The organism is Mycobacterium sp. (genome assembly GCF_025933915.1).
Lineage (GTDB): Bacteria > Actinomycetota > Actinomycetes > Mycobacteriales > Mycobacteriaceae > Mycobacterium.
On the sequence record NZ_JAICZA010000010.1, the window covers coordinates 1 to 21,358 of the forward strand.

A 21,358-nucleotide genomic window follows, 5' to 3' on the forward strand; every position below is an offset into this window, starting at 1 on the left:
AACGACAGCACCCAGACGCTGCCTTTGTGATTGCGCGATTTGTCCGGCCGCACTCCATCGCGATCACACCACCACGCGATCAGGTCCGGAATCACCTTGCCCTGTGTACAGACAACGGGTGTGCCTTGCTCCTCGGCGATATCCAGCATCCGGCGGCGGCCGCGTTTGGCGTTTTTCGCGTAGGCCTCTTCGGTGAGGGTGGGCTCGTTGTGCACGGTCAAGCCGAGCTCCGCGGCGAGTGGTTCCACGGTCTGGTGGCAGCGGACCCGGTCCGCCGCATACACCTGCGAGGCACCGAAGGCCAGCAGCTGCGGAACCAGCGCCTTGGCCTGTGCGCGTCCCCGTTTGTCCAGCGGCCGCTTGGTGTCATCGCCGGAGAAGCGCGACTTGCGCCCGGCGGTGGCGTGCCGGACCACCAGTACTGTATGGGTGTCGGTCGGCTTTTTGTTGAAGTGGCGCAACACTTTCCGGTCTTGCGCGTAGTCGAGCTTCTGCATCGCCTCGGCCGCCGGCAACCAGAGCAGCCGGTCGACCTCGTCGCCCGGCATGAATTCGCCGCCGACGGCGCGCGCCGACCAGTAAAGGACTTTTTTGACACCTGCCTCGATCGGATAGCTCACCGTGTTGAGTCGCCTGCCGAGGGTCGCGCGTTGGCCGGTCTCCTCGTACACCTCCCGCACGGCCGCCACGGGCGCGGTCTCGCCGGGGTCCACCTTGCCTTTGGGCAGTGACCAGTCGTCATAGCGGGGGCGGTGGATGACGGCGATCTCCACATGGCGATCGGCGGTGTCGGGGCTGCCCGGTCGCCACAGGACCGCTCCCGCGGCATGGACGATTCGGCTTCCAGAGCGCCGAGTGTCGGACGAGTTCGGGTGCGGCACCTCAACTCCTGCAGGTCAATTCGGTCAGAGTCGCACGTTCAATCACGCTGCGGCCCGGAAACAACCGGAAACACCGCACAGGTCTAGGGACTGCGATGCCGCTCCATCAACGATACTTGGTGGTCGCGCACGGTATGGCCCTCGTGCGGCGACGCGGTCCATTGCCCGTCGCGCCCGAGCTCCCAGCACCGCGTGGACGGGTCCAGTGCGGATTCGAACAATTCGTCCAGCTGCGCGGTGAGCTTGGGGTCCTTGACCTGAGTCATCACCTCCACGCGCCGATCGAGATTGCGGTGCATCATGTCGGCGCTGCCGATCCAGAATTCGTTGATGTTGCGGAAGTGGATGATCCGCGAGTGTTCCAGGAAACGGCCCAGAATGGAACGCACGAAGATGTTTTCGGAGTAGCCCTCGGCGCCCGGGCGCAGCGCGCAGATGCCGCGCACCACCACCTCGACCCGCACACCCGCCTGCGACGCCCGATACAGCGCGTCGATCACCTGCTCGTCGACCAATGCGTTCATCTTGAGACGGATTCTGCCGTTCCCGCGTTCGCGGTGCGCGGCGATCTCGCGTTCGACGCGTTCAATGATGCCGGTGCGAATTCCGTGCGGCGCCACCAGCAGATTGCGGTAGGAGACCTTACGCGAGTATCCGGTAAGCGAATTGAACAAATCGGTGAGGTCCGCGCCGATGTCGGGGGCGGCCGTCAGCAGGCCGACGTCCTCGTACAGTCGCGCGGTCTTGCTGTTGTAGTTGCCGGTCCCGATGTGGCAGTAGCGCCGGATCGCCGAGCCTTCGCGACGCACCACCAGGCAGGTCTTGCAGTGCGTCTTGAGCCCGACGAGCCCGTAAACCACGTGCACGCCCGCTTGTTCGAGTTCGCGCGCCCAGCGGATGTTGGCCTGTTCGTCGAAGCGTGCCTTGATCTCGACCAGCGCCACGGCCTGCTTGCCGGCCTCGGCCGCTTCGATCAGCGCGCGAACGATCGGCGAATCACCGGAGGTGCGGTACAGCGTCTGTTTGATCGCCAGCACGTTGGGATCGGCGGCGGCCTGCTGGATGAATCGCTGCACGCTGGTGGAGAAGGAGTCGTATGGGTGATGCACCAGCACGTCGCCCTCGCGCAACGTGGCGAAGATGCTCTTGGGGGACTCGCGGTCGGCGAAGGCGGGGTGGGTATCGGGAACGAACGCCGGATCCTTGAGCGCCGGGCGGTCCAGGTCGTAGATCTGCCACAACGACGAAAGGTCGAGAAGGCCGGGGACGTCGATGACGTCGCCGGGATGCACGTCGAGTTCGCGCAGCAGCAATTCCAGCATGCCTTCGGTCATGTCGTCGGCGATCTCGAGTCGCACCGGCGGACCGAACCGCCGCCGCGCCAATTCGCGTTCGAGCGCCTGTAGCAGGTCCTCGTCGCGGTCTTCCTCGACCTCCATGTCGGCGTTGCGGGTGATCCGGAAGGCGTGATGCTCCATGATTTCCATGCCGGGGAACAGAAGAGGAAGGAAGGCCGCGATCAGTTCTTCCAGCGGCAGATAGCGGACGACGGACCGTCCGTCACCCGCGGCGGCGCTCCGGCCCGATTCGAGGCTGGCGAGTTCGACCAAGCGATCGACGTTGTTGGGCACCTTGACTCGGGCGAAGTGCTGGCCGCCGTCCTCGGGCTGGCGCACCATGACCGCCAGGTTGAGGCTGAGCCCGCTGACGAACGGGAACGGGTGCGCGGGGTCGACGGCCAACGGCGTCAGGACGGGAAAGACCTGTTCGGTGAAATAGCTCGAGAGTTCGTCGCGCTCGGCCTGATCGAGATCGGCCCACGTGACGATGTGAATGCCTTCCTCGGCGAGTGCCGGCCGCACCGAATCGAGGAACACCCGCGCGTGCCGGGTGGCGATTCGCTGGGTCTGCTCCCCGATGAGCGCCAGTTGCTTGCGTGGCGTCAAACCGTCGGCGGAGCGCACCGAGAGCCCCATCTCGTCGCGGCGCTTGAGGCCGGCGACCCGCACCATATAGAACTCGTCGAGGTTGGAGGCGAAGATCGCCAGGAACTTGGCGCGTTCCAACAGCGGCAACGAATTGTCGTCGGCCAGCGCCAGCACGCGGGCGTTGAAGTCCAGCCAGCTCAGTTCCCGGTTGAGGTAACGCTCCTCCGGCAGATCGGTCATCACGGTCGGGGTCGCAGCCGGCGGTGCCGCCACGGCCGAGTCGCCTGAATGCCACAAATTCTCGTCGGCTCGCGTCTCAGCTTCGATTTCCGTCACCCTGCGATCATCGCTCATCACGCGCCGGTGCTGCTAGCGCTCGCGGGACATCCATTCGCCGTTGGGCCGACGTTCACCCTCAGGACACATCACCCATCATGACCGAAATCAGTGCACGGCGATGGCCCGGGCCGTCGCCGCCCCCACCCCGAGGTGGCGGGCGGCGGCGAGGTCGGTGGGAGTGTCGACGTCACACCGCAGGCCGGGCCATGCGCCGGTCAACTCGATCGCACCCGAACTGCGGTGCCGCGCCGACGAATCGGAACCGAACCGGGGATCGAGCGGGCTTCCGAACGCGAAGAGCGCCGCGGTTCCCGTCGCCAGCCTGTCGGCGACGAAGCTGCGCCGGTGCGCCCGTGCGGCCGCGACCGCCTCGGTCAGCTCCTGGGTTTGCAGCGCAGGTAAATCACCTTGCAGCACAACGATATTGGAAAACAAACTCCCCACCGCGCGCTCCGCGGTGGCGATCGCGTTGTTCAGTGGATCGGGATGGCCGTCGGGCGTCGGGTCGGCCAGCACATCGGCACCCAGCTCCGCGGCCGCGGCGGCCGCGGCGTCGTCGGGGGTGATCACGGTGATCGAGCCCAGTGATCCAACTCGTCTCGCCGCGGTCAGCGTGTCCATCAGCATGGCCAGCACCACGCTCTCACGGGTGCGCGCCGAGAAAACCGGCGCCAGTCTGGTCTTGGCCGCGGCCAACCTCTTGACGGCGATGATCAACGCGACATCCCCCACATTGCCCGCGCCGCTGTCTGCGCCGTCGGCTCGTGTGCCGCTCATGAGATGTCATCCTGCCAGCGACGGCGCACGCGGTGCGCGCGAGCTGGCGTCACGACCCCGGCGCGCGGGGGACACGCTGGCGCGCGTGACGCCCGGTCCGTCGCTGATCTAGGGTGTAGCGGCTGCACGTGCCGCGTGAGCGACACCGACCACGGACAGGGGGTGGTACATGGCCAGCACGCATGCCGGGTTGAACGCCGGTTCGACGGGCGCCGTCACGGTCATGGGCGCCGGGGCGTGGGGCACGGCGCTGGCCAAGGTGCTCGTCGAGGCCGGGGGACCCGAAACAGAGGTCACGCTGTGGGCCCGCAGACCCGAGCTCGCCGAGCGGATCAACGCCACCCGATCGAACCCGGACTATCTGCCCGGGATGTCGCTGCCACCGGGCGTCCACGCCACCGCCGACGCCGCCGAAGCGCTGCGCGACGCGTCAACGGTGCTGCTCGGGGTGCCGGCGCAGACGATGCGGAGCAATCTCGAGCGCTGGGCGCCGCTGCTGCGCGCGGGTGCGACCCTGGTCAGCCTGGCCAAGGGCATCGAGCTGGGCACCCTGATGCGGATGAGTCAGGTGATCGTCTCGGTGACCGGCGTCGACCCCGCTCAGGTCGCGGTGATATCGGGACCGAACCTGGCCAGCGAGATCGCCGAATCCCAGCCGGCCGCCACGGTGGTCGCCTGCAGCGACTCGGGCCGGGCCGTCGCCCTGCAGCGCATGCTGAACAGCGGATACTTTCGCCCATACACCAACAGTGATGTGGTCGGCACCGAGATCGGCGGGGCGTGCAAGAACGTCATCGCGCTCGCCTGCGGGATGGCGGCCGGTGTGGGGCTCGGGGAAAACACCGCGGCGGCGATCATCACCCGGGGCCTGGCCGAGATCATGCGGCTGGGGATAGCGCTCGGCGCCAAGGGCGCGACGCTGGCCGGGCTGGCCGGGGTGGGCGACCTGGTGGCCACGTGCAGCTCGCCGCATTCACGCAACCGGTCGTTCGGTGAACGGCTCGGCCGCGGAGCGACCATCGAGTCGGTTCGTTCCGGTACGCCCGGCGGCGGCGACGGGCACGTCGTCGAGGGCGTGACGTCCTGCGAGGCGGTGCTGGCGCTGGCGGCCAGTTACGACGTGGAAATGCCGCTCACCGACGCCGTCCACCGGGTCTGCCACAAGGGGCTGTCGGTCGACGAGGCGATGGCGCTGCTGTTGGGCCGCAGCACAAAGCCCGAGTGAACTGCCACCCGGTAGCCTCTTGTGATTGTGAATGCCCGCGACCGGTCGACGCCGCACCCCAGCTCACGAGGTGACCGGGCGCGCGTCGCCGTCGTCTTCGGCGGACGCAGCAACGAGCACGCCATCTCGTGTGTCTCGGCGGGCAGCATCCTGCGCAACCTCGACCCGGAGCGTTTCGAGGTCGTCGCGATCGGCATCACCCCGGAAGGTTCCTGGGTGCTCACCGACGGCGACCCGGCCGCGCTGGCGATCACCGACCGGCGACTGCCCGAGGTGACCGCCGAGTCGGGAACCGAACTGGCGCTGCCGGCCGATCCGCGGCGCGGCGGCGGCCAATTGGCTTCCCTGCCACCCGGTGCCGGTGAGGTCCTGGCGTCCGTCGACGTGGTGTTTCCCGTGCTGCACGGCTCCTACGGGGAGGACGGCACCATTCAGGGGCTGCTCGAACTCGCCGGCGTGCCGTACGTGGGGGCGGGTGTGTTGGCCAGCGCCGCCGGGATGGACAAGGAGTTCACCAAAAAGCTGTTCGCCGCCGAGGGGTTGCCGGTCGGCGATTACGCGGTGCTGCGCCCGTCGCGCTCGGGGCTGCGGTCCGAGGAGTGCGAGCGGCTGGGGTTGCCGGTGTTCGTCAAGCCCGCGCGGGGCGGTTCCTCGATCGGTGTGAGCCGGGTATCGAGTTGGGACCAGTTGGACGCGGCCGTCGCCGAAGCGCGCCGCCACGATCCCAAAGTCATCGTCGAGGCCGCGATCGTTGGTCGTGAGCTGGAGTGTGGTGTGCTCGAAATGCCCGATGGCACAGTGCAAGCCAGCGCGTTGGGTGAGATTCGGGTGGCTGGCGTGCGGGGCCGCGAGGATTCGTTCTACGACTTCGCCACCAAATACCTTGATGACGCAGCCGAATTGGACGTGCCCGCAAAGGTCGACGACGAGGTCGCCGACGCCGTGCGTCAATTGGCGATCCGTGCGTTCAAGGCCATTGACTGTCAGGGGCTGGCCCGGGTGGATTTCTTCCTCACCGAAAACGGGCCGGTCCTCAACGAGATCAACACGATGCCCGGATTCACCACGATCTCGATGTACCCGCGGATGTGGGCGGCTAGCGGCGTGGACTACGCGACCTTGCTGGCGACGATGGTCGAGACGGCGTTGGCCCGCGGCGTGGGTCTGCGGTAGTGGCGATCGCCAGCGCGGCGTAGCCGGGCGCAGCGGGTCGCCACCATCGGACCAGTGGCGATCGCCAGCGCGGCGTAGCCGGGCGCAGCGGGTCGCCACCATCGGACCAGTGGCGATCGCCAGCGCGGCGGGTCGCCAATATGGGGCTAACGGGCCGGCCCGGGGTTGATCGGCGCCGCCGCGATGCGCTGCTCGATCATCTCGGAAAGGCGCTGGATCGGTGTCGGGCCCGACCCGGTGGGCAGCGTGAGCGCCACATAGACTCCGCGGTCCACCGCGTACCAGGTGGATCTGCCGGCGTCACCGGCGGATTGCTGATCGGAACGCACCTGGAACCACTGCACCCGATCGACCACCTGGATCGGAGCGCCGACGACGAATTCGGCCGGGCGGTCCAACCCGCAGCGCAGCACCACGGGGTCACCGCCCCGCCCGGACCGCCAGGCCGCCGCGCCCACCGGTTCCGGTTGTTCGAGGGCGGCCCGCTGATAATCACCCAGGCGCTGCGGCAGCGCATCCATCAGCGCCCGGCACGCGGCGCTCTCGGCCTGCGGCGCCGGGGCGGCGGGAACGGCCACCGGGTGCGGTGGCGCCTCACGGGTTGCCGCGATGGCAAGGATCACGCCGATCGTCGCGACGGCCAGCGCGACCGCGACGATGATCACCGCGCGCGGCGGCCCGCCGTCGGCGTCCGACTCGGTTGCCACCGCCCGCACCTCCTGTCTGCTCATCACTATCGCCTTCGCTCACCCGGTTGGGCAATTATTCTCGGACCGCAAACGGCCCGCCTGGCCGCTGGGTCCCGCACCGGCGCGGTCCGCGCGTGGGGAGCCCTATCGTGGGTTGCGTGCAGGACGAATCGACGCTGCAGCAACTCGGCGAGTTCGCCGTCATCAACCGCCTGGTGGCTGGCCGCCGGCAGCCGGCCGCGGTCGTGCTCGGGCCGGGTGACGACGCGGCGCTGGTGGCGGCCGGCGATGGCCGCGCGGTGGTGTCGACCGACATGCTGGTGCAGGATCGGCATTTCCGGCTGGACTGGTCGACGCCCCACGACATCGGCCGCAAGGCGATCGCCCAGAACGCCGCGGATGTCGAGGCGATGGGCGCGCGGCCCACGGCGTTCGTCGTCGCGTTCGGCGCGCCGGGTGAGACGCCGGCGGCGGCGGTGGACTCGCTGGTCGACGGGATGTGGGACGAGGCGGAGCGCATCGGCGCCGGCATCGCCGGCGGTGACCTGGTCAGCTGCCCGCAGTGGGTGATCTCGGTGACGGTGCTGGGCGACCTGGACGGCCGCGAGCCGGTGCGGCGATCGGGCGCCAAACCCGGCTCGCTGGTCGCCGTAACCGGAGATTTGGGCCGCTCGGCGGCGGGGTTTTCATTGTGGCACAACAAGGTTGGTGGGTTCGACGAGCTGCGGCGTCGGCATCTGGTGCCCGAGCCGCCCTATGGTCAGGGCGCGGTGGCCGCGGCCGGGGGAGCGCAGGCGATGATCGACGTCTCCGACGGCCTGATCGCCGACCTACGGCATGTCGCCGAGGCGTCGGGGGTGGGCGTCGACCTGTCCACGGCCGCACTGGTCGCCGACCGCGACGCGCTTGCCGCGGCGGCGGCCGCCGCGGGCACCGATCCCTGGCCGTGGGTGCTGGCGGGCGGCGAAGACCACGCGCTGGTGGCGTGTTTCGCCGGACCCGCGCCGGCCGGATGGCGCATCATCGGGCGGGTTCTCGACGGGCCGGCCCGGGTGCTCGTCGACGATCGGGAGTGGAGCGGCCACGCCGGCTGGCAGTCGTACTAGGGTGGCGCGGTGACCGTTTACCCGATCGCGAAGGGCCGATGATGACGGCGCGCCCGTTGAGTGAACTGGTCGAGCCGGGCTGGGCGAGCGCGCTGCAGCCGGTGGCCGGGCAGGTCGCCGAGATGGGGCGATTCCTGCGGGACGAGATCGCGGCCGGGCGCAGGTATCTGCCCGCGGGACCGAATGTGTTGCGCGCGTTCACCTATCCCTTCGACCAGGTCAGGGTGTTGATCGTCGGGCAGGACCCCTACCCGACACCCGGACACGCTGTGGGGCTGAGCTTTTCGGTGGCACCCGAGGTGCGGCCGCTGCCCCGCAGCCTGGCCAACATCTTTCAGGAGTACGCCGCGGACCTGGGCCACCCCCCGCCCTCGTGCGGTGACCTGACGCCCTGGGCGCAGCGCGGCGTGCTGCTGCTGAACAGGGTGCTTACGGTGCGCCCCAGTAATCCGGCCTCGCACCGGGGCAGGGGCTGGGAAGCGGTCACCGAGTGCGCCATCCGGGCGCTGACCGCACGCTCGCTGCCCCTGGTGGCCATCCTGTGGGGCCGTGACGCATCAACACTCAAACCAATTCTCGCCCAAGGAAATTGCGTCGCCATCGAATCACCCCATCCCTCGCCGCTGTCGGCGTCGCGGGGATTCTTCGGCTCCCGTCCGTTCAGCCGAGCCAACGAGCTGCTGGCCGAAATGGGCGCGGACTCGATCGATTGGCGACTGCCCTGAACGAGATGGCCGCGCTGCGGGCGCACCGGCGCGGTGGTCCGGAGCAGCTGGTCATCGAGCGGGCGCCCGTGCCGGCCGCGGCAGCCGGGGAGGTCTTGGTGGCCGTCCACGCCGCCGCCATCACCTTCGACGAGCTGACGTGGGACGAAACCTGGACTCGCAACGGCGTCAGCCGCGTACCCGTGATCCCGTCCCACGAGGTGTCCGGCGTGGTTTCCGCGGTCGCCGACGGCGTCACCGACTTCGTACCCGGCGACGAGGTCTATGGACTGATCGAGTTCGACCGTGACGGCGCCGCGGCCGATTTCGTCGCCGTACCCGCGGCGGACCTGGCCGCCAAGCCGTTGACGGTCTCCCACACCGTCGCCGCTGCGCTGCCGCTGGCCGGCCTGACCGCGCTGCAGGCTCTGGTCGATCACGCGGCGGTGCAACCGGGAGAGACCGTCCTGGTGCACGGCGGTGCCGGGGGAGTGGGCCTGTTGGCCGTTCAGCTGGCCGTGCTCCTGGGTGCGCAGGTGACCGCGACCGTGCGCAGCGACACCACCGACCTTCTTCGCGGCTGCGGCGCGCAGCGCGTGATCGACACGCGCACCGGGGCATTCGACGAAACCGGCGCCGCCTACGACGTCGTCGTCGACACTGTCGGTGGCCAGACGCTGGACAGGTCATTCGGCGTGCTGCGCCGCGGTGGCCGTCTGATCACGTTGTCGGCACCGCCGCCGGACGGCAGGGCCGACGAGTTCGGTGTCAGCGCAACCTTCTTCATCGTCAGACCGAATCGGGATCAGCTGACCGAGCTCGCCGCGCTGGTCGATGGCGACCGGTTGCGCGTCGCGATCGCCCAGACGTTCCCGCTCGGCGAGGGCCGGGAGGCGTACGAAAGCCGGGAGCGTGGCGGCCGCGCCGGGAAGACGGTCCTCGTCGTGCGAGACTGACGGAAGCCGCGCATCCCGTCGGCGGTAAAGCGTTTACCCAGGGCCTACGAGCCGGGGAAATTCACGTCCTTGGTGACGGCTTCCCATTCGTCGATCGACGCCGACAAGGCGGCGATCTTGTCGCGCATGGCCTTGAGCACGTCGCGGCCCAGCAGCAGCCGCAGCGGCGGTTCGTCGAGCTTCGTCACCATCAGCACCGCCTCGGCGACCTTGCGCGGATCGCCGGGCAAGTGGTCGGCGAACTGCTTGATCAGGTCCTTGCGCGCCGCCACGTCGGCGTAATCGGTTATCGGGGCGTCCGATTCCTTCATGGACCTGGTCGCCCAATCGGTGCGGAAGGCACCCGGCTCGATGGCGGTCACCTTGATGCCCAGCGGGCGCACCTCGGTGGCGAGCGCCTCGGTGACCGCCTCCAGCGCGAACTTGGTCGACGAGTAGTAGGCGTTGGGCGGATTGGCCACCAGGCCGGTCATCGAGGAGATGTTGATGATGTGCCCCGACCCCCGGGTGCGCATGGCCGGCAGCACCGCCTTGATCATGTCGACGGCGCCGAAATAGTTCACGTCGAACAGCTTTCGCACCTCGGCGTCCTCGCCCTCCTCCACCGCGGACAGGTAGCCGTGTCCGGCGTTGTTGACCAGGACATCGATTCCGCCGAAGGCCTTTTCGGCGGTCGCCACCGCGGCCGCGACCTGGCCGCCGTCGGTCACGTCCAGGGCGACGGGAAGGGCCCGCTCGCCGAACTCGTCGGCGAAGTCCTGCACGGCCCCGGCCCGTCGCGCCGTCACCACCACGCTGTGGCCGGCTTCCAGGGCCGCGCGGGCGATTTCGCGACCGAAGCCGGTGGAGCATCCCGTGATCAGCCAGCGTGACATCGCTAGATCGTCCCTTCCGGTAGGCGCCGCAGATAAGCCATTCGGCGGTCGGCGAGTTGGGCGGCCCGCTGCTGCGGGCTCACCCGCGCCAAGTGCGGCACCTCGGCGTCGAGCCGGTCCAGTGTGACAACGCGGCCCCGGGCGCCGAGGTCTTGGCGGGGACCGTTCTCGCCGAACTCCGCCATGCGCAGGGTCAGGATGGCTTCGCGCAGGCCGTCCGAGTCGATCCAGTTGGCCACGCCGGGATCGACGGGCGAGATCACGTACGTGTAGGTGCCGTCCTCGTTGGCGAGCGACTGCGCCTTGTTGAGGCTGCCGGTGCGGTCGACGAGCTCGAGCGTGGTACCCCAGATATTGCTGAGCGGGACGGTGAAGTATTCGGCGCCACCGTCATTGAGGTCGACGACGAACGCTTCGTCGGGGGCGAGATCGACGCGGCCCATCACGTACACCTGGTTGCGCATCGCGCCGACCTTGTCGGCCGACCAGGCCAGGTCGAAACGGTTGGCCGGCATCTTGTACACACCGTGACTGAGCTTGCCGGTGAAGTTGGCGAAGTAATCCATCATCGCCGCGGTTGCCTCGGCCTGCTCGTCGAGGGTACGTGCGGGCGCTGCCGGTGGGCCGCCAAGTCGTTGCACCTCAAGGTGGTTGGGGTCGTCGTGGCCCCAGTCCAGCAGCACGTCGCGAATGTAGAACTCGTGTGCCGCGGGGGAGGTCCGCACATGATTGGGCCGGCCGTTGGCGGGTTCGGAGTCGACGGTGATGGTGAAGCCGCCGTCGGAGTCGACCCGCATGGTGCGGCCGTTGAGCACATCGACGGTGCCCATGTTCGCGTCCCAGAGGGTGAAGTAGTTCTCGGTCATCCGGTGTTCGCCGACCCGGCCGTGGATCTCGTAGCGCTCGTCACCGGAGATCGGGATCACCCGGTACACACTGTCGGGATTGTCGATGCCCCAACGCGATCCGGGGATGCGGCGGCCGTCCACGGGGTGCGCCAGCCGGGTGATGCAGCTGACCTTCGGCCGCAGCTTGTCCTGGTTGGACGACCACACCGCCGCCGAGAACATCACCTCGGCGAACGCGTCGTCGAAGCGTTCGCGCATCGCGTCCGACGCCCTGGCGCGGCCCAGCCAGGTCTCCGCCACGGTCCGGTAGGCGGCCCTGACGGTGGGATGCTCGATCAGGTCGAGCGCGGCCAGTTCCTGTTCGTGCTGGGATACCGTCGCGACCGGGTCGTCAGGCATGTGCTGTTCCTCCGATAAACTGTCCAAAACGCTTGTTGTACAACGTGAACCGCTCGTCGACCTGCTCGGCAAGCAGGCCGTAGTTCTCCAGCCCGTAGGGCGGGCGGGTGGCCTCGCGCGGACGCTCACGCAGCCAGCGCCGCATCGCATCCTCGGCCTCGGCGGTCAGCGGCAGCCCGATCGTGTCGTAGACGCGGGCCACCTGCCCGATCGGGTCGGCCACCGCCTCATCGAACCCGATGTCGGTGACCCGGTCACCGTCGTCAGACCAGCCGTCGCGGGTCGTCATCGCCCGGTCATTGGTCCAGCCCATCCGCGCCAACCATTGCGCGCCCACCCGGTGCACGTCGACGTCGTCGGCGTGCATCGCATGCAGGGTGGCGTTCAGGCTGGCGCCGGACGCGATCGTGGTGCGCGGATCACGATGCATGTGCACGACGTGCAGATCGGGGAATTGCGTGCGCAGCAGGTCCAAATATCCCAGGTGCGCCGGCGATTTGAGCACCCAACGTTGGCCCCGGCGGCCCTGTCGCCGCTTTTGCCACTGCAGGAACTGCAGCATGCGGTGCAGATAGCCGTAGGCGGGGGAGAAGTCCTGGTCGTCGAGCCAGGACCGGTAGTGGGGCAGGTGTGCGCCGGATTCGGGGACGTGCGACAAGAAGGCGTCCGCCAGAAAGACGATCTCCTCCTCGGCCTCGGTGGCGTACATCGGGTGGATGGAGAACAGTTCGGGCGCCAGTTCGCGCGATTTCGCTTCTCGCGCTTGGCTGATGGCGATGCGCGGATCGACCCCGGCGAACCGATGGTTCAGCCGCGGCGCGACCTCGACGACCTCCCATCCGTACGCGCAGACGAAACGCGGATCGGCCGCCAGCAGTCGCTGCAGCAACGTGGTCCCGCTGCGCATCATCCCGACGACGACGATGGGCGCGGCCACCGGCTCGTCGAGGATCTCCGGATGACGGCGGATCCACTCCTGCGCGCGCAGCCGCATCCGCAGGCTGTGCACGATGCCCGACCGCAGGATGTGGGCGCCGATAGCGTTGAGATCGGCGCGCGCATAGTCGGCCAGCAGCACGGCCAGCGGGCCGTCGAAATCACCGGGGCCCCAATCGGTGAGCTCTTCCTTGCGTTGCGCGTCGGCCATGACGGCGGCCGGCTCGAAGACGCTGAGGGATTCCACGGGGGCAGAACTTTCGACTCGGTCAGAACTTCAGATGCTGGCTGACGTCGCCCACCTGATCGACGAACATGGTGCGGCTGTCGAAACACCAGGCGCCGTCGCGCCGCTGAAAGGTGTCCTTGTAGTGCCCGGTCACGATGACCTGCAGCGGCAGGTCGGGGGTGGCTTGCGTGACGCAGTAGTAGGACGTGCTTGTCGCGGTGCCCTGCGCCTCGTCGATATACAGCTGCACGTTGGTCGTGTTGTGCTTGGTCTTCGGGGTGCCGTCGTCGTAGATGCGCGTGGCCATCTCGTACATCGCGCGGACCCGGGCCGAGCCGGCGAACACCGTTTCCGGCGGCCCGGCCTCCACGCCGCAGATGCGGCCGTGCTCGAAGAGCCGGGCCACCCCGTCCAGGTCGCCGCCGTCGAGAAGCTGCGCATACGTGTAGATGAGGTTGGTGATCTCGGTGGCGCTGTCACTCATGTCGAACCGCCTCGGGGAAGTCTGTCCGCTGTGCTTCCGATATGTTGGCAGAACCGGCCCAACTTACATAGAAGTGACCACTATTCTTAGTCGCCGTGACCCTACCGTGGACGCCGAGCAGGCTCGGCAATCTGACCGGCAAACGCGTGATCGTGACCGGGGCGACCAACGGGGTGGGGCTGGGCACCTCACGCGCGCTCGCCAAGGCCGGCGCGCACGTGATCCTCGCGGTGCGCAACACCGAGCTCGGCGCGCAACGAGCGGCGGAAATGGGCGGCTCGACATCCGTGGTCAACCTCGACCTCGCCGACTTGTCGTCGGTGCGCGCCTTCTGCGACCTGATCGACGGGCCGGTCGACATCCTGATCAACAACGCCGGCGCCCTGACCGAGAGCCGCACCGACACGGTCGACGGATTCGAGATGACGCTGGGCACCAACCTGCTCGGACCGTTCGCCCTGACCAACCTGCTGCTGCCCAACGTGCGTTCGCAGATCGTCAACGTCGGCTCCGACGCGCACCGGTCGGCGACGCTGCGCCTGGACGACCTGCACCTGCGCCGACACAAGTGGACGAGGCTGGGCGCCTACGCGCAGTCGAAGCTCGCGGTCATGCTGTGGGGGCTGGAGCTGGACCGGCGGTTGCGCGCGGCCGACTCGCCGATCGTCACCCACCTCACCCACCCGGGCTGGGTGGCCTCCAACCTCTCGAACGTGGGCGACTCGCCGCTGATGTCGCTGGCCCACAAGACGGTCAAGGTGGTGGCCGACCGGTTGGCCAACGACATCGACGAGGGCGCGGCGCCCACGCTGTACTGCATCAGCGAACCGATCCCGCCGGGCAGCTACGTCGGGGTCAGCGGCAGGTTCGGGCTGCGCGGCGGCCCGGTGCTCATCGGCCGGACGCCGCTGGCCTGCGATTACGACACGGCGGCGCGGTTGGTGGCCTTCGCCGAACACGCGACCGGCACGACACTGGAGGTCTGATCATGGGTGAATTCGACAACATCGTCGCCGTCGTCACGGGCGCCGCGCGCGGCCAGGGCCGCAGCCACGCCGTCGCACTGGCCGAGCAGGGCGCCGACATCATCGCCGTCGACATCTGCGCCGACCTCGAGGCGATTCCCTACGCCCTGGCCACCGAAACCGAGCTTGCCGAAACCGTGCAGCTGGTCGGGGCCGCGGGCCGCAAGGCGGTTCCGGTGATCGCCGACGTCCGCGACCTCGCGGGGCTGCAGGCCGGGGTGCAGGCGGGCATCGACGAACTCGGCGATGTCGACGTCGTCGTCGCCAACGCCGGGGTGGTGGCGATCGGCGTCACCGAGCCCGAGTCCGAACCGGTGTTCAACACGATCGTCGACATCAACCTCAAGGGTGTGTGGCACACGATGCTGGCGACGGTTCCCTCGATCGTGCGCAAGGGCCGGGGCGGCTCGGTGGTGCTGGTCAGTTCCTCGCAGGGCCTGACCGGTCGCGGCGGGGACGGTAGCGCCGCGATGTTCGCCTACGCCGCGTCCAAGCACGGTGTGGTGGGTCTGATGCGTTCGGCGGCGAATGCCTATGCGCCACACAAGATTCGAGTGAACTCGATACACCCCAGCGGGGTCGCGACACCGATGATTCTCAACGACTTCGTGGTGACCCGGATGACGGAGAATCCGAACCCGGCCGTCTCGCAGATGCTGCTGCCCGGGGTGCCGCTGGTCGAGGCGCAGGACGTCACCGAGGCGGTGCTGTGGCTGGCCGGCCCGCGGTCGCGCTACGTGACCGGGGTGTCGATACCGGTCGACGCCGGCCACGTCGTCATGTGAGCGGCGGCGGGTCTCAGCCCGGACTAGCCCCTGGCGACCTTGCCGGCCTTGATGCAGGACGTGCAGACGTTGAGGCGCTGCTTGTTGCCGCCCGGACGGGCGACGTGCACGGTCTGGACGTTGGGGTCCCACCGGCGGCTGGTGCGGCGGTGGGAGTGCGACACCGACTTGCCGAAGCCGGGGCCTTTCCCGCAGATGTCGCACACAGCGGCCATTGTTCAAGCTCCTCAGATCTCGGGGGTCCGGCTCGGCGGTCTGACACGTGGCCGGGGCAGCCCGGGCTCACCCAGGCCCCACTGAGGATACCGACTGTGGTGGCAACCACCAAAACGGTCACCCCCACTGTCGCCCCCTCTGGCTAGGCTCGATGGGCCGGTTCGGCCCGCCGGGCGGGTGGTGGTCACCGGCAGCCGTCGCGCGTGTCGCCGGGCTACGCTGGCGCCCACCGGATGCCGGGCGCCGGGAGGCGACCGACGAGGCACCGAGGCGCAGAGGAGGTGGGTACCCCTGGCCACTTCGTGGACCACGCAGGATCGTCTGTTGGACGCGATGACCCTGCGGGACTGGGCGCACACGGCCGTCAGCGACCTGATCACCCACATCGATGAGATCAACCGGCTCAACGTCTTCCCGGTCGCCGACTCCGATACCGGCGCCAACATGCTGTTCACGATGCGTTCGGCGTTGGCGGAGCTGAACGCGGAGGGCGGCTCGGCGTGTGCCGCCCGAGCCGCCGCGGCGCTGTCGGCCGGCGCGCTGAACGGCGCCCGCGGCAACTCCGGGGTGATCTTGTCGCAGATCCTGCGCGGCATCGCCGACGTCACCGCGACCGCCGCGGCCGACGCCGGCGGTGACCTGCCCCACGTCGACGTCGTCGCCCTGGGCGCCGCGCTGCAGCGCGGCGGGGAGCTGGTCATCACCTCGATGGGGGGCGAGGAGGTCCCGGGGACCATCGTCTCGGTGTTGCGGGCCGCCGCCACCGCCGTACAGCAGTGCGCCGGCGCCGGGGACGGGCTCGCGCCGGCCGTCATCGCCGCCGGTGACGCGGCGGTGGTCGCGCTGGAAAAGACCCCCGAGCAGCTCGCCGTGCTGGCCGACGCCGGTGCCGTGGATGCCGGTGGGCGGGGTCTGTTGGTCCTGCTGGATGCGTTGCGGACCACCATCACGGGGCAGGCGCCGGCCCGCACGGTCTACGAGCTCTCGCCGCGGGCGCAGCAAACGGAAGTCGCCACGCCGCGCCCGGCGCCCCAATTCGAGGTGATGTACCGACTCGACGGCTGCGAGCCCGCGGCGGCGAACGCGTTGCGGGACCGGTTGGCGGACCTGGGCGATTCGGTGGGCATCGCGTCCGCGCCGTCGTCGGCCCGGCACACGTACTCGGTGCACGTGCACACCGACGACGCCGGCGCCGCCGTGGAGGCGGGATTGGCAGCGGGACAACTCAGCCGCATCGTCATCTCGGCCCTGAGTTCCGGCGCCCCCGGATTGCCCCCGGGTGGCTGGGTGCGGGAACGGGCGGTGCTGGCCGTCGTCGACGGCGACGGCGCCGCCGACCTGTTCGCCGGGGAAGGCGCCTGCGTGCTGCAACGCGACCCCGCCGCGCACGAACCCGTGACCAACATCAGCGCGCACCAGCTGATGCGGGCCGTCGTCGACACCGGCGCCGCACAGGTGATGGTGCTGCCCAACGGCTACGTGGCCGCCGAGGAGCTGGTCGCCGGATGCACCGCGGCCATCGGCTGGGGGATCGACGTCGTGCCGATTCCGAGCGGGTCGATGGTGCAGGGGCTGGCCGCGCTGGCCGTGCACGAAACCGGCAGGCAGGCCGTCGACGACGGCTACACCATGGCCCGCGCCGCCGGCGCGGCACGGCACGGCTCGGTGCGCATCGCGACCGAGAGCGCGCTGACCTGGGCGGGCCGCTGCCATCCCGGAGACGGCCTGGGGATCGCGGGAGACGAGGTGCTGATCGTGGCCACCGACGCGGTCGGGGCGGCGATCGGCCTGCTCGATCTGTTGCTGGCCTCGGGCGGCGACCTGGTGACCGTGCTGCTGGGCGCCGGCATCGAGACGGACGGGGACGCCGGCGCCGTCTGCGACATCCTGGAAGAGCACATGCACGACCACCACCCGGGGACCGAACTGGTCACCTACCGCACCGGCCATCACGGTGACACGCTGCTGATCGGGGTCGAATAGCGATGGCGGCGCTGTCCGACCGGCTGGACTACGTCGTTGGTGGCAAGGTTGTCGAGCTCCTCGACGAGGTGTTCGGCATCCGGACCGTCGACGACCTGTTGCGCCACTACCCGCGCAGCTACACCGAGGGCGCGAGCCGCTGGGGCGCCGACGACGAACGGCCGCCGGCGGGTGAGCACATCACCATCATCGACACGATCGCCGACACCGAGACGTTCCCGATGAAGAAGACCCCGAAGAAGGTGTGTCACCGCATCACGCTCGGCACCGGGCGCAGCAAGGTGACCGCGACGTTCTTCAACGCGAACTACATCAAAAAGGACCTGACCAAGGGCACCAAGGTGATGCTCTCCGGCGAGGTCGGGTTCTTCAGGAACGTCATGCAGCTGACGCATCCGGCGTTTCTCCTTCTCGACACGCCGGACGGGAAGAACCGCGGCACCGTGTCCCTCAAGAGCATCGCGAACGCCTCGCACGCCACCACCGGCGAAGATATCGCCGACGCGTACCAGCGCCACTTCTTCCCGATCTATGCCGCCAGCGCGAAGTTGCAGAGCTGGACCATCTTCTCCTGCGTGCGCCAGGTGCTCGACGTCCTCGACCCGGTGCCCGATCCACTGCCCGAGGAGCTGCGCGCGAGATTCGGCCTGGTCCCCGAGGATCAGGCGTTGCGCGACATCCACCTCGCCGAAAGCGAGTCCCGGCGGCAGCGGGCACGCGAGCGCCTGACCTTCGACGAGGCCGTCGGGCTGCAATGGGCGCTGGTGGCCCGCCGCCACGGCGAGCTTTCGGAGTCGGGGCCCCCGGCGCCGCCCCGCCCCGATGGATTGGCCGCGGAACTGTTGGGGCGGTTGCCATTCGAGCTGACCGCGGGGCAGCGCGACGTGCTCGGCGTGTTGTCCGACGGGCTCGCGTCGAATCGCCCGCTGAACCGTCTGTTGCAGGGGGAGGTGGGCTCGGGTAAGACGATCGTCTCGGTGCTGGCGATGCTGCAGATGGTGGACGCCGGCTATCAGTGCGCGCTGCTGGCTCCGACGGAAGTGCTTGCCGCCCAACATCTTCGATCGATCCGCGACGTGCTCGGCCCGCTGGCGATGGCAGGCCAGCTGGGCGGCGCCGACCATGGCACCCGGCTGGCGCTGCTCAGCGGTTCCATGACCGCCGCGCAGAAGAAGCAGATTCGGGCCGAGATCGCCGGCGGCGAGGTCGGCATCGTCGTCGGCACCCACGCGCTGCTGCAGGACGCGGTGGAGTTCGACAACCTGGGCATGGTGGTGGTCGACGAACAACACCGCTTCGGTGTCGAGCAGCGAGATCAGTTGCGGGCCAAGGCCCGTCCGGGTGTGACGCCGCACCTGCTGGTGATGACGGCGACGCCGATTCCGCGCACCGTCGCGCTGACCGTCTACGGGGACCTGGAAACGTCGACGCTGCGCGAGCTCCCGCGCGGGCGCCAGCCGATCACCAGCAACGTCATCTTCGTCAAGGACAAGCCCGCATGGTTGGGCCGCGCCTGGCGGCGCATCGGCGAAGAGGTCGCCGCCGGGCGACAGGCCTACGTGGTGGCGCCCCGCATCGACGAGAGCGACGATGCGGGCACGCAGGAGCAGAATGCCAAGGCGCCGGAAACCGCCGAAGGTCTTTACGCCCGACTGCGTTCCGGCGAGCTGGCGAACCTGCGGCTGGGGCTGATGCACGGGCGGTTGCCCGGCGACGAGAAGGACGCGGCGATGACGGCCTTTCGCGCCGGCGAGATCGATGTGCTGGTGTGCACCACCGTCATCGAGGTGGGTGTCGACGTCCCCAACGCCACCGTCATGCTCGTGATGGACGCCGACCGGTTCGGCATCAGCCAGCTGCATCAGCTGCGCGGCCGGATCGGCCGCGGCCAGCACCCGAGCCTGTGCCTGTTCGCCAGTTGGGCCTCGCCGGACTCCTCGGCCGGCCGGCGGCTGTGTGCGGTGGCCGCGACGCTGGACGGCTTCGCCCTCGCCGACCTGGATCTCAAGGAGCGCCGCGAGGGAGATGTGTTGGGCCGCAACCAGTCCGGTAAGGCGATCACGCTGCGGCTGCTGTCTTTGGCGGACCACCTGGAGTACATCGAGGCGGCCCGGGACTTCGCCGTCCGGACCTATGCCGAGGACGGCTCAGACCCCGGACTGGCCGTGCTGGCCGCTCGATTCACCGACACCGACCGCATCGAATACCTGGACAAATCTTGAACCGCAAGGTGCTGTTGTGGTTGGCCGCGGCCGCGGCGCTCGCGGTGGTGGTGGCCTACCAGACGGTCGGGTCCTCGGCCACCAGGCATTCCGCCGAATACGCTGCGCGCGCTGATGTTCCGACGGTGCAGGCCGGCGCCGATGTGCTCGCGGGCGTCGCGGTGGTGCCGGTGCGGCTGCACCGCTACGACTACCTGCGGGCGGCGTTCGGCGACGCCTGGGACGACGACAACGACGCCCCGCTGGGGCACAACGGGTGCGACACCCGCGACGACATCCTCGACCGCGATCTCGTCGACAAGACGTATGTGTCGATCAAGCGGTGCCCGGACGCCGTGGCCACCGGCACGCTGCACGACCCGTACACCAACAAGACCATCGACTTTACCCGCGGACCCAAGGTCGGCGAATCGGTCCAGATCGACCACATCGTCCCGCTCGCCTACGCCTGGGACATGGGCGCTTACGGCTGGCCGAGGCCCGAGCGGTTGCGCTTCGCCAACGATCCGGCCAACCTGCTGGCCGTGGACGGGCCGGCCAATCAGGACAAGGGCGATTCGCCGCCGGCGCGGTGGATGCCGCCGAACACCGCGTTCGCCTGCCAGTACGCCATGCAATTCATCGCCGTGCTGCGCGGCTATTCACTGCCCGTGGATCAGGCGTCGACCGGCGTCCTGCGTCAGGCCGCCGCGACCTGCCCCGCGGGGTGATGGTCGATGACGGGCCGCTATGAGCCCGAATAGGTTTCCGGGTCCGGTCGCAGCCGGGTGCCGTCGTTGAGGCCGTTGATCGCGTCCATGTGCTCGGCGGCCAACTCGAAATCGAACACGTCCATGTCGGTGGCGATGTGCTCGGCATTGGCCGACCGGAAGACGGCCGCGTTGCCCAGCTGCAGGTTCCACCGCAGCAGCACCTGTGACGCGGTCTTGCCGTATTCGGCGGCGACCGAGTTCACCGTCGGGTTGTCGATCAACTTGCCCAGCGCCAGTGGCGTGTAGGACTGGGTCAGGACGTTGTGCTCGGCGTTGGTCTTGCGCAGCGCTTCCTGGTTGAGCAGCGGGTGCAGCTCGATCTGGTTGACCGCCGGGGTGACGAACGTGAGGTCGATGACCGTCGTCAGGTACTCCTCGGTGAAGTTGGCGACGCCGATCGAGCGGGCATGACCGTTGCCGCGGCTCTGGATCATGCCGCCGAAGGAGTTCACGTAGTTGCCCAGCGATGGGGCCGGCCAGTGAACCAGGTACAGGTCGACATAATCGAGCCCGAGTCGCTCCAGGCTGGCGCTACAGGCGTCCATCGCCCCCTTGAATCCCTGGTCGGCGTTGGCCAGCTTGGTGGTGACGAACAGCTCGGCGCGGGGGATCCCGGAGGCGGCGATAGCGCGCCCGACGGCGGCTTCATTGCCGTAGGCCGCGGCGGTGTCGATGAGCCGGCAGCCGACTTCCAGCGCCGCCGACACCGCGCGCTCGGTCTCGTCGTCCGACAATTCCGCGACGCCCAGGCCCAGGGCCGGCATCGTGTTTTCGTCGTTGAGAGCAATTGAGGGTGCGGCGGAGCCCGACTCGCCAGTCAATTCAT

20 protein-coding genes are annotated in these 21,358 nt (G+C 69.0%); 10 read left to right on the plus strand and 10 right to left on the minus strand.

What is annotated here, in order from left to right; all coding sequences use genetic code 11:
• The 3 genes from Q0W90_RS02670 to cofC form a co-directional block, all read right to left on the minus strand.
• Positions 1–881, minus strand: an 881-nt coding sequence (locus Q0W90_RS02670; RefSeq protein WP_297773025.1) for an NUDIX hydrolase, incomplete at its 3' end; no start/stop codon positions are given.
• 83 nt (positions 882–964) lie between these two features.
• On the minus strand, positions 965–3,166 hold the full coding sequence (locus Q0W90_RS02675; RefSeq protein WP_297773027.1) for an RNA degradosome polyphosphate kinase: 2,202 nt from the start codon (positions 3,164–3,166) through the stop codon (positions 965–967).
• A gap of 87 nt (positions 3,167–3,253) precedes the next feature.
• Positions 3,254–3,925, minus strand: coding sequence for a 2-phospho-L-lactate guanylyltransferase (cofC, locus tag Q0W90_RS02680; protein ID WP_297773029.1), 672 nt, complete (start codon positions 3,923–3,925; stop codon positions 3,254–3,256).
• A gap of 169 nt (positions 3,926–4,094) precedes the next feature.
• Here cofC and Q0W90_RS02685 point away from each other — a divergent pair, with 169 nt between their 5' ends.
• Positions 4,095–5,150, plus strand: a complete 1,056-nt coding sequence (locus Q0W90_RS02685) for an NAD(P)H-dependent glycerol-3-phosphate dehydrogenase (RefSeq protein ID WP_297596172.1) — start codon at positions 4,095–4,097, stop codon at positions 5,148–5,150.
• A 27-nt stretch (positions 5,151–5,177) separates the two neighbouring features.
• Positions 5,178–6,323: a D-alanine--D-alanine ligase family protein gene (locus Q0W90_RS02690; protein WP_297596170.1), complete on the plus strand. Its 1,146-nt coding sequence runs from the start codon at positions 5,178–5,180 to the stop codon at positions 6,321–6,323.
• A 146-nt stretch (positions 6,324–6,469) separates the two neighbouring features.
• On the opposite strand, the gene Q0W90_RS02695 is transcribed toward Q0W90_RS02690, so the two are convergent.
• The gene (locus tag Q0W90_RS02695; RefSeq protein ID WP_297698062.1) at positions 6,470–7,054 is read right to left on the minus strand and encodes a DUF3515 domain-containing protein; all 585 of its coding nucleotides are present in this window, start codon (positions 7,052–7,054) and stop codon (positions 6,470–6,472) included.
• A 116-nt stretch (positions 7,055–7,170) separates the two neighbouring features.
• Between Q0W90_RS02695 and Q0W90_RS02700 the strand changes: the two genes are divergently transcribed.
• The 3 genes from Q0W90_RS02700 to Q0W90_RS02710 are packed head-to-tail and all read left to right on the plus strand — an operon-like array spanning position 7,171 to position 9,778.
• On the plus strand, positions 7,171–8,118 hold the full coding sequence (locus Q0W90_RS02700) for a thiamine-phosphate kinase (protein WP_297596166.1): 948 nt from the start codon (positions 7,171–7,173) through the stop codon (positions 8,116–8,118).
• Between the two features lie 41 nt (positions 8,119–8,159).
• Positions 8,160–8,843 carry a uracil-DNA glycosylase gene (locus Q0W90_RS02705; protein ID WP_297596165.1) on the plus strand — a complete coding sequence of 228 codons (684 nt, stop codon included), beginning with the start codon at positions 8,160–8,162 and terminating at the stop codon, positions 8,841–8,843.
• A gap of 5 nt (positions 8,844–8,848) precedes the next feature.
• On the plus strand, positions 8,849–9,778 hold the full coding sequence (locus Q0W90_RS02710; protein ID WP_297596183.1) for an NADP-dependent oxidoreductase: 930 nt from the start codon (positions 8,849–8,851) through the stop codon (positions 9,776–9,778).
• Positions 9,779–9,822: 44 nt separating this feature from the next.
• Here the strand turns inward: Q0W90_RS02710 and Q0W90_RS02715 are convergent, their stop codons facing one another.
• Genes Q0W90_RS02715 through Q0W90_RS02730 form a run of 4 tightly spaced genes read right to left on the minus strand, consistent with a single transcriptional unit; the run spans position 9,823 to position 13,549 of the window.
• Positions 9,823–10,653, minus strand: a complete 831-nt coding sequence (locus Q0W90_RS02715) for an oxidoreductase (protein ID WP_297773034.1) — start codon at positions 10,651–10,653, stop codon at positions 9,823–9,825.
• A gap of 2 nt (positions 10,654–10,655) precedes the next feature.
• Positions 10,656–11,900, minus strand: a complete 1,245-nt coding sequence (locus tag Q0W90_RS02720) for a hypothetical protein (RefSeq protein WP_297773036.1) — start codon at positions 11,898–11,900, stop codon at positions 10,656–10,658.
• Positions 11,893–13,083, minus strand: a complete 1,191-nt coding sequence (locus Q0W90_RS02725; RefSeq protein WP_297773038.1) for a sulfotransferase — start codon at positions 13,081–13,083, stop codon at positions 11,893–11,895. Before Q0W90_RS02725 ends, Q0W90_RS02720 begins: the two co-directional genes overlap by 8 nt.
• A gap of 22 nt (positions 13,084–13,105) precedes the next feature.
• Complete coding sequence (locus tag Q0W90_RS02730; RefSeq protein WP_297596157.1) at positions 13,106–13,549, minus strand: nuclear transport factor 2 family protein; 444 nt, start codon at positions 13,547–13,549, stop codon at positions 13,106–13,108.
• A gap of 95 nt (positions 13,550–13,644) precedes the next feature.
• Between Q0W90_RS02730 and Q0W90_RS02735 the strand changes: the two genes are divergently transcribed.
• Entirely contained in the window at positions 13,645–14,535 is an 891-nt protein-coding gene (locus tag Q0W90_RS02735; RefSeq protein ID WP_297596155.1) for an SDR family NAD(P)-dependent oxidoreductase, read from the plus strand.
• Between the two features lie 2 nt (positions 14,536–14,537).
• Positions 14,538–15,359, plus strand: a complete 822-nt coding sequence (locus tag Q0W90_RS02740; RefSeq protein ID WP_297698054.1) for a mycofactocin-coupled SDR family oxidoreductase — start codon at positions 14,538–14,540, stop codon at positions 15,357–15,359.
• A 23-nt stretch (positions 15,360–15,382) separates the two neighbouring features.
• Here Q0W90_RS02740 and rpmB read toward each other — a convergent pair whose 3' ends face one another.
• Positions 15,383–15,574, minus strand: a complete 192-nt coding sequence (gene rpmB / locus Q0W90_RS02745; RefSeq protein WP_297596151.1) for a 50S ribosomal protein L28 — start codon at positions 15,572–15,574, stop codon at positions 15,383–15,385.
• 334 nt (positions 15,575–15,908) lie between these two features.
• Between rpmB and Q0W90_RS02750 the strand changes: the two genes are divergently transcribed.
• From Q0W90_RS02750 to Q0W90_RS02760, 3 genes are read left to right on the plus strand one after another with little or no spacing between them, the layout of a single operon-like run.
• Positions 15,909–17,558 (plus strand): DAK2 domain-containing protein, encoded by a 1,650-nt coding sequence (locus tag Q0W90_RS02750; RefSeq protein ID WP_297773078.1) that lies wholly within the window; start codon positions 15,909–15,911, stop codon positions 17,556–17,558.
• 2 nt (positions 17,559–17,560) lie between these two features.
• On the plus strand, positions 17,561–19,780 hold the full coding sequence (gene recG, locus Q0W90_RS02755) for an ATP-dependent DNA helicase RecG (RefSeq protein WP_297773041.1): 2,220 nt from the start codon (positions 17,561–17,563) through the stop codon (positions 19,778–19,780).
• Positions 19,777–20,490 carry an HNH endonuclease family protein gene (locus tag Q0W90_RS02760; protein ID WP_297596147.1) on the plus strand — a complete coding sequence of 238 codons (714 nt, stop codon included), beginning with the start codon at positions 19,777–19,779 and terminating at the stop codon, positions 20,488–20,490. Before recG ends, Q0W90_RS02760 begins: the two co-directional genes overlap by 4 nt.
• A gap of 17 nt (positions 20,491–20,507) precedes the next feature.
• On the opposite strand, the gene Q0W90_RS02765 is transcribed toward Q0W90_RS02760, so the two are convergent.
• The gene (locus tag Q0W90_RS02765; protein ID WP_297596145.1) at positions 20,508–21,353 is read right to left on the minus strand and encodes an aldo/keto reductase; all 846 of its coding nucleotides are present in this window, start codon (positions 21,351–21,353) and stop codon (positions 20,508–20,510) included.
• Between the last annotated feature and the right edge of the window lie 5 nt (positions 21,354–21,358).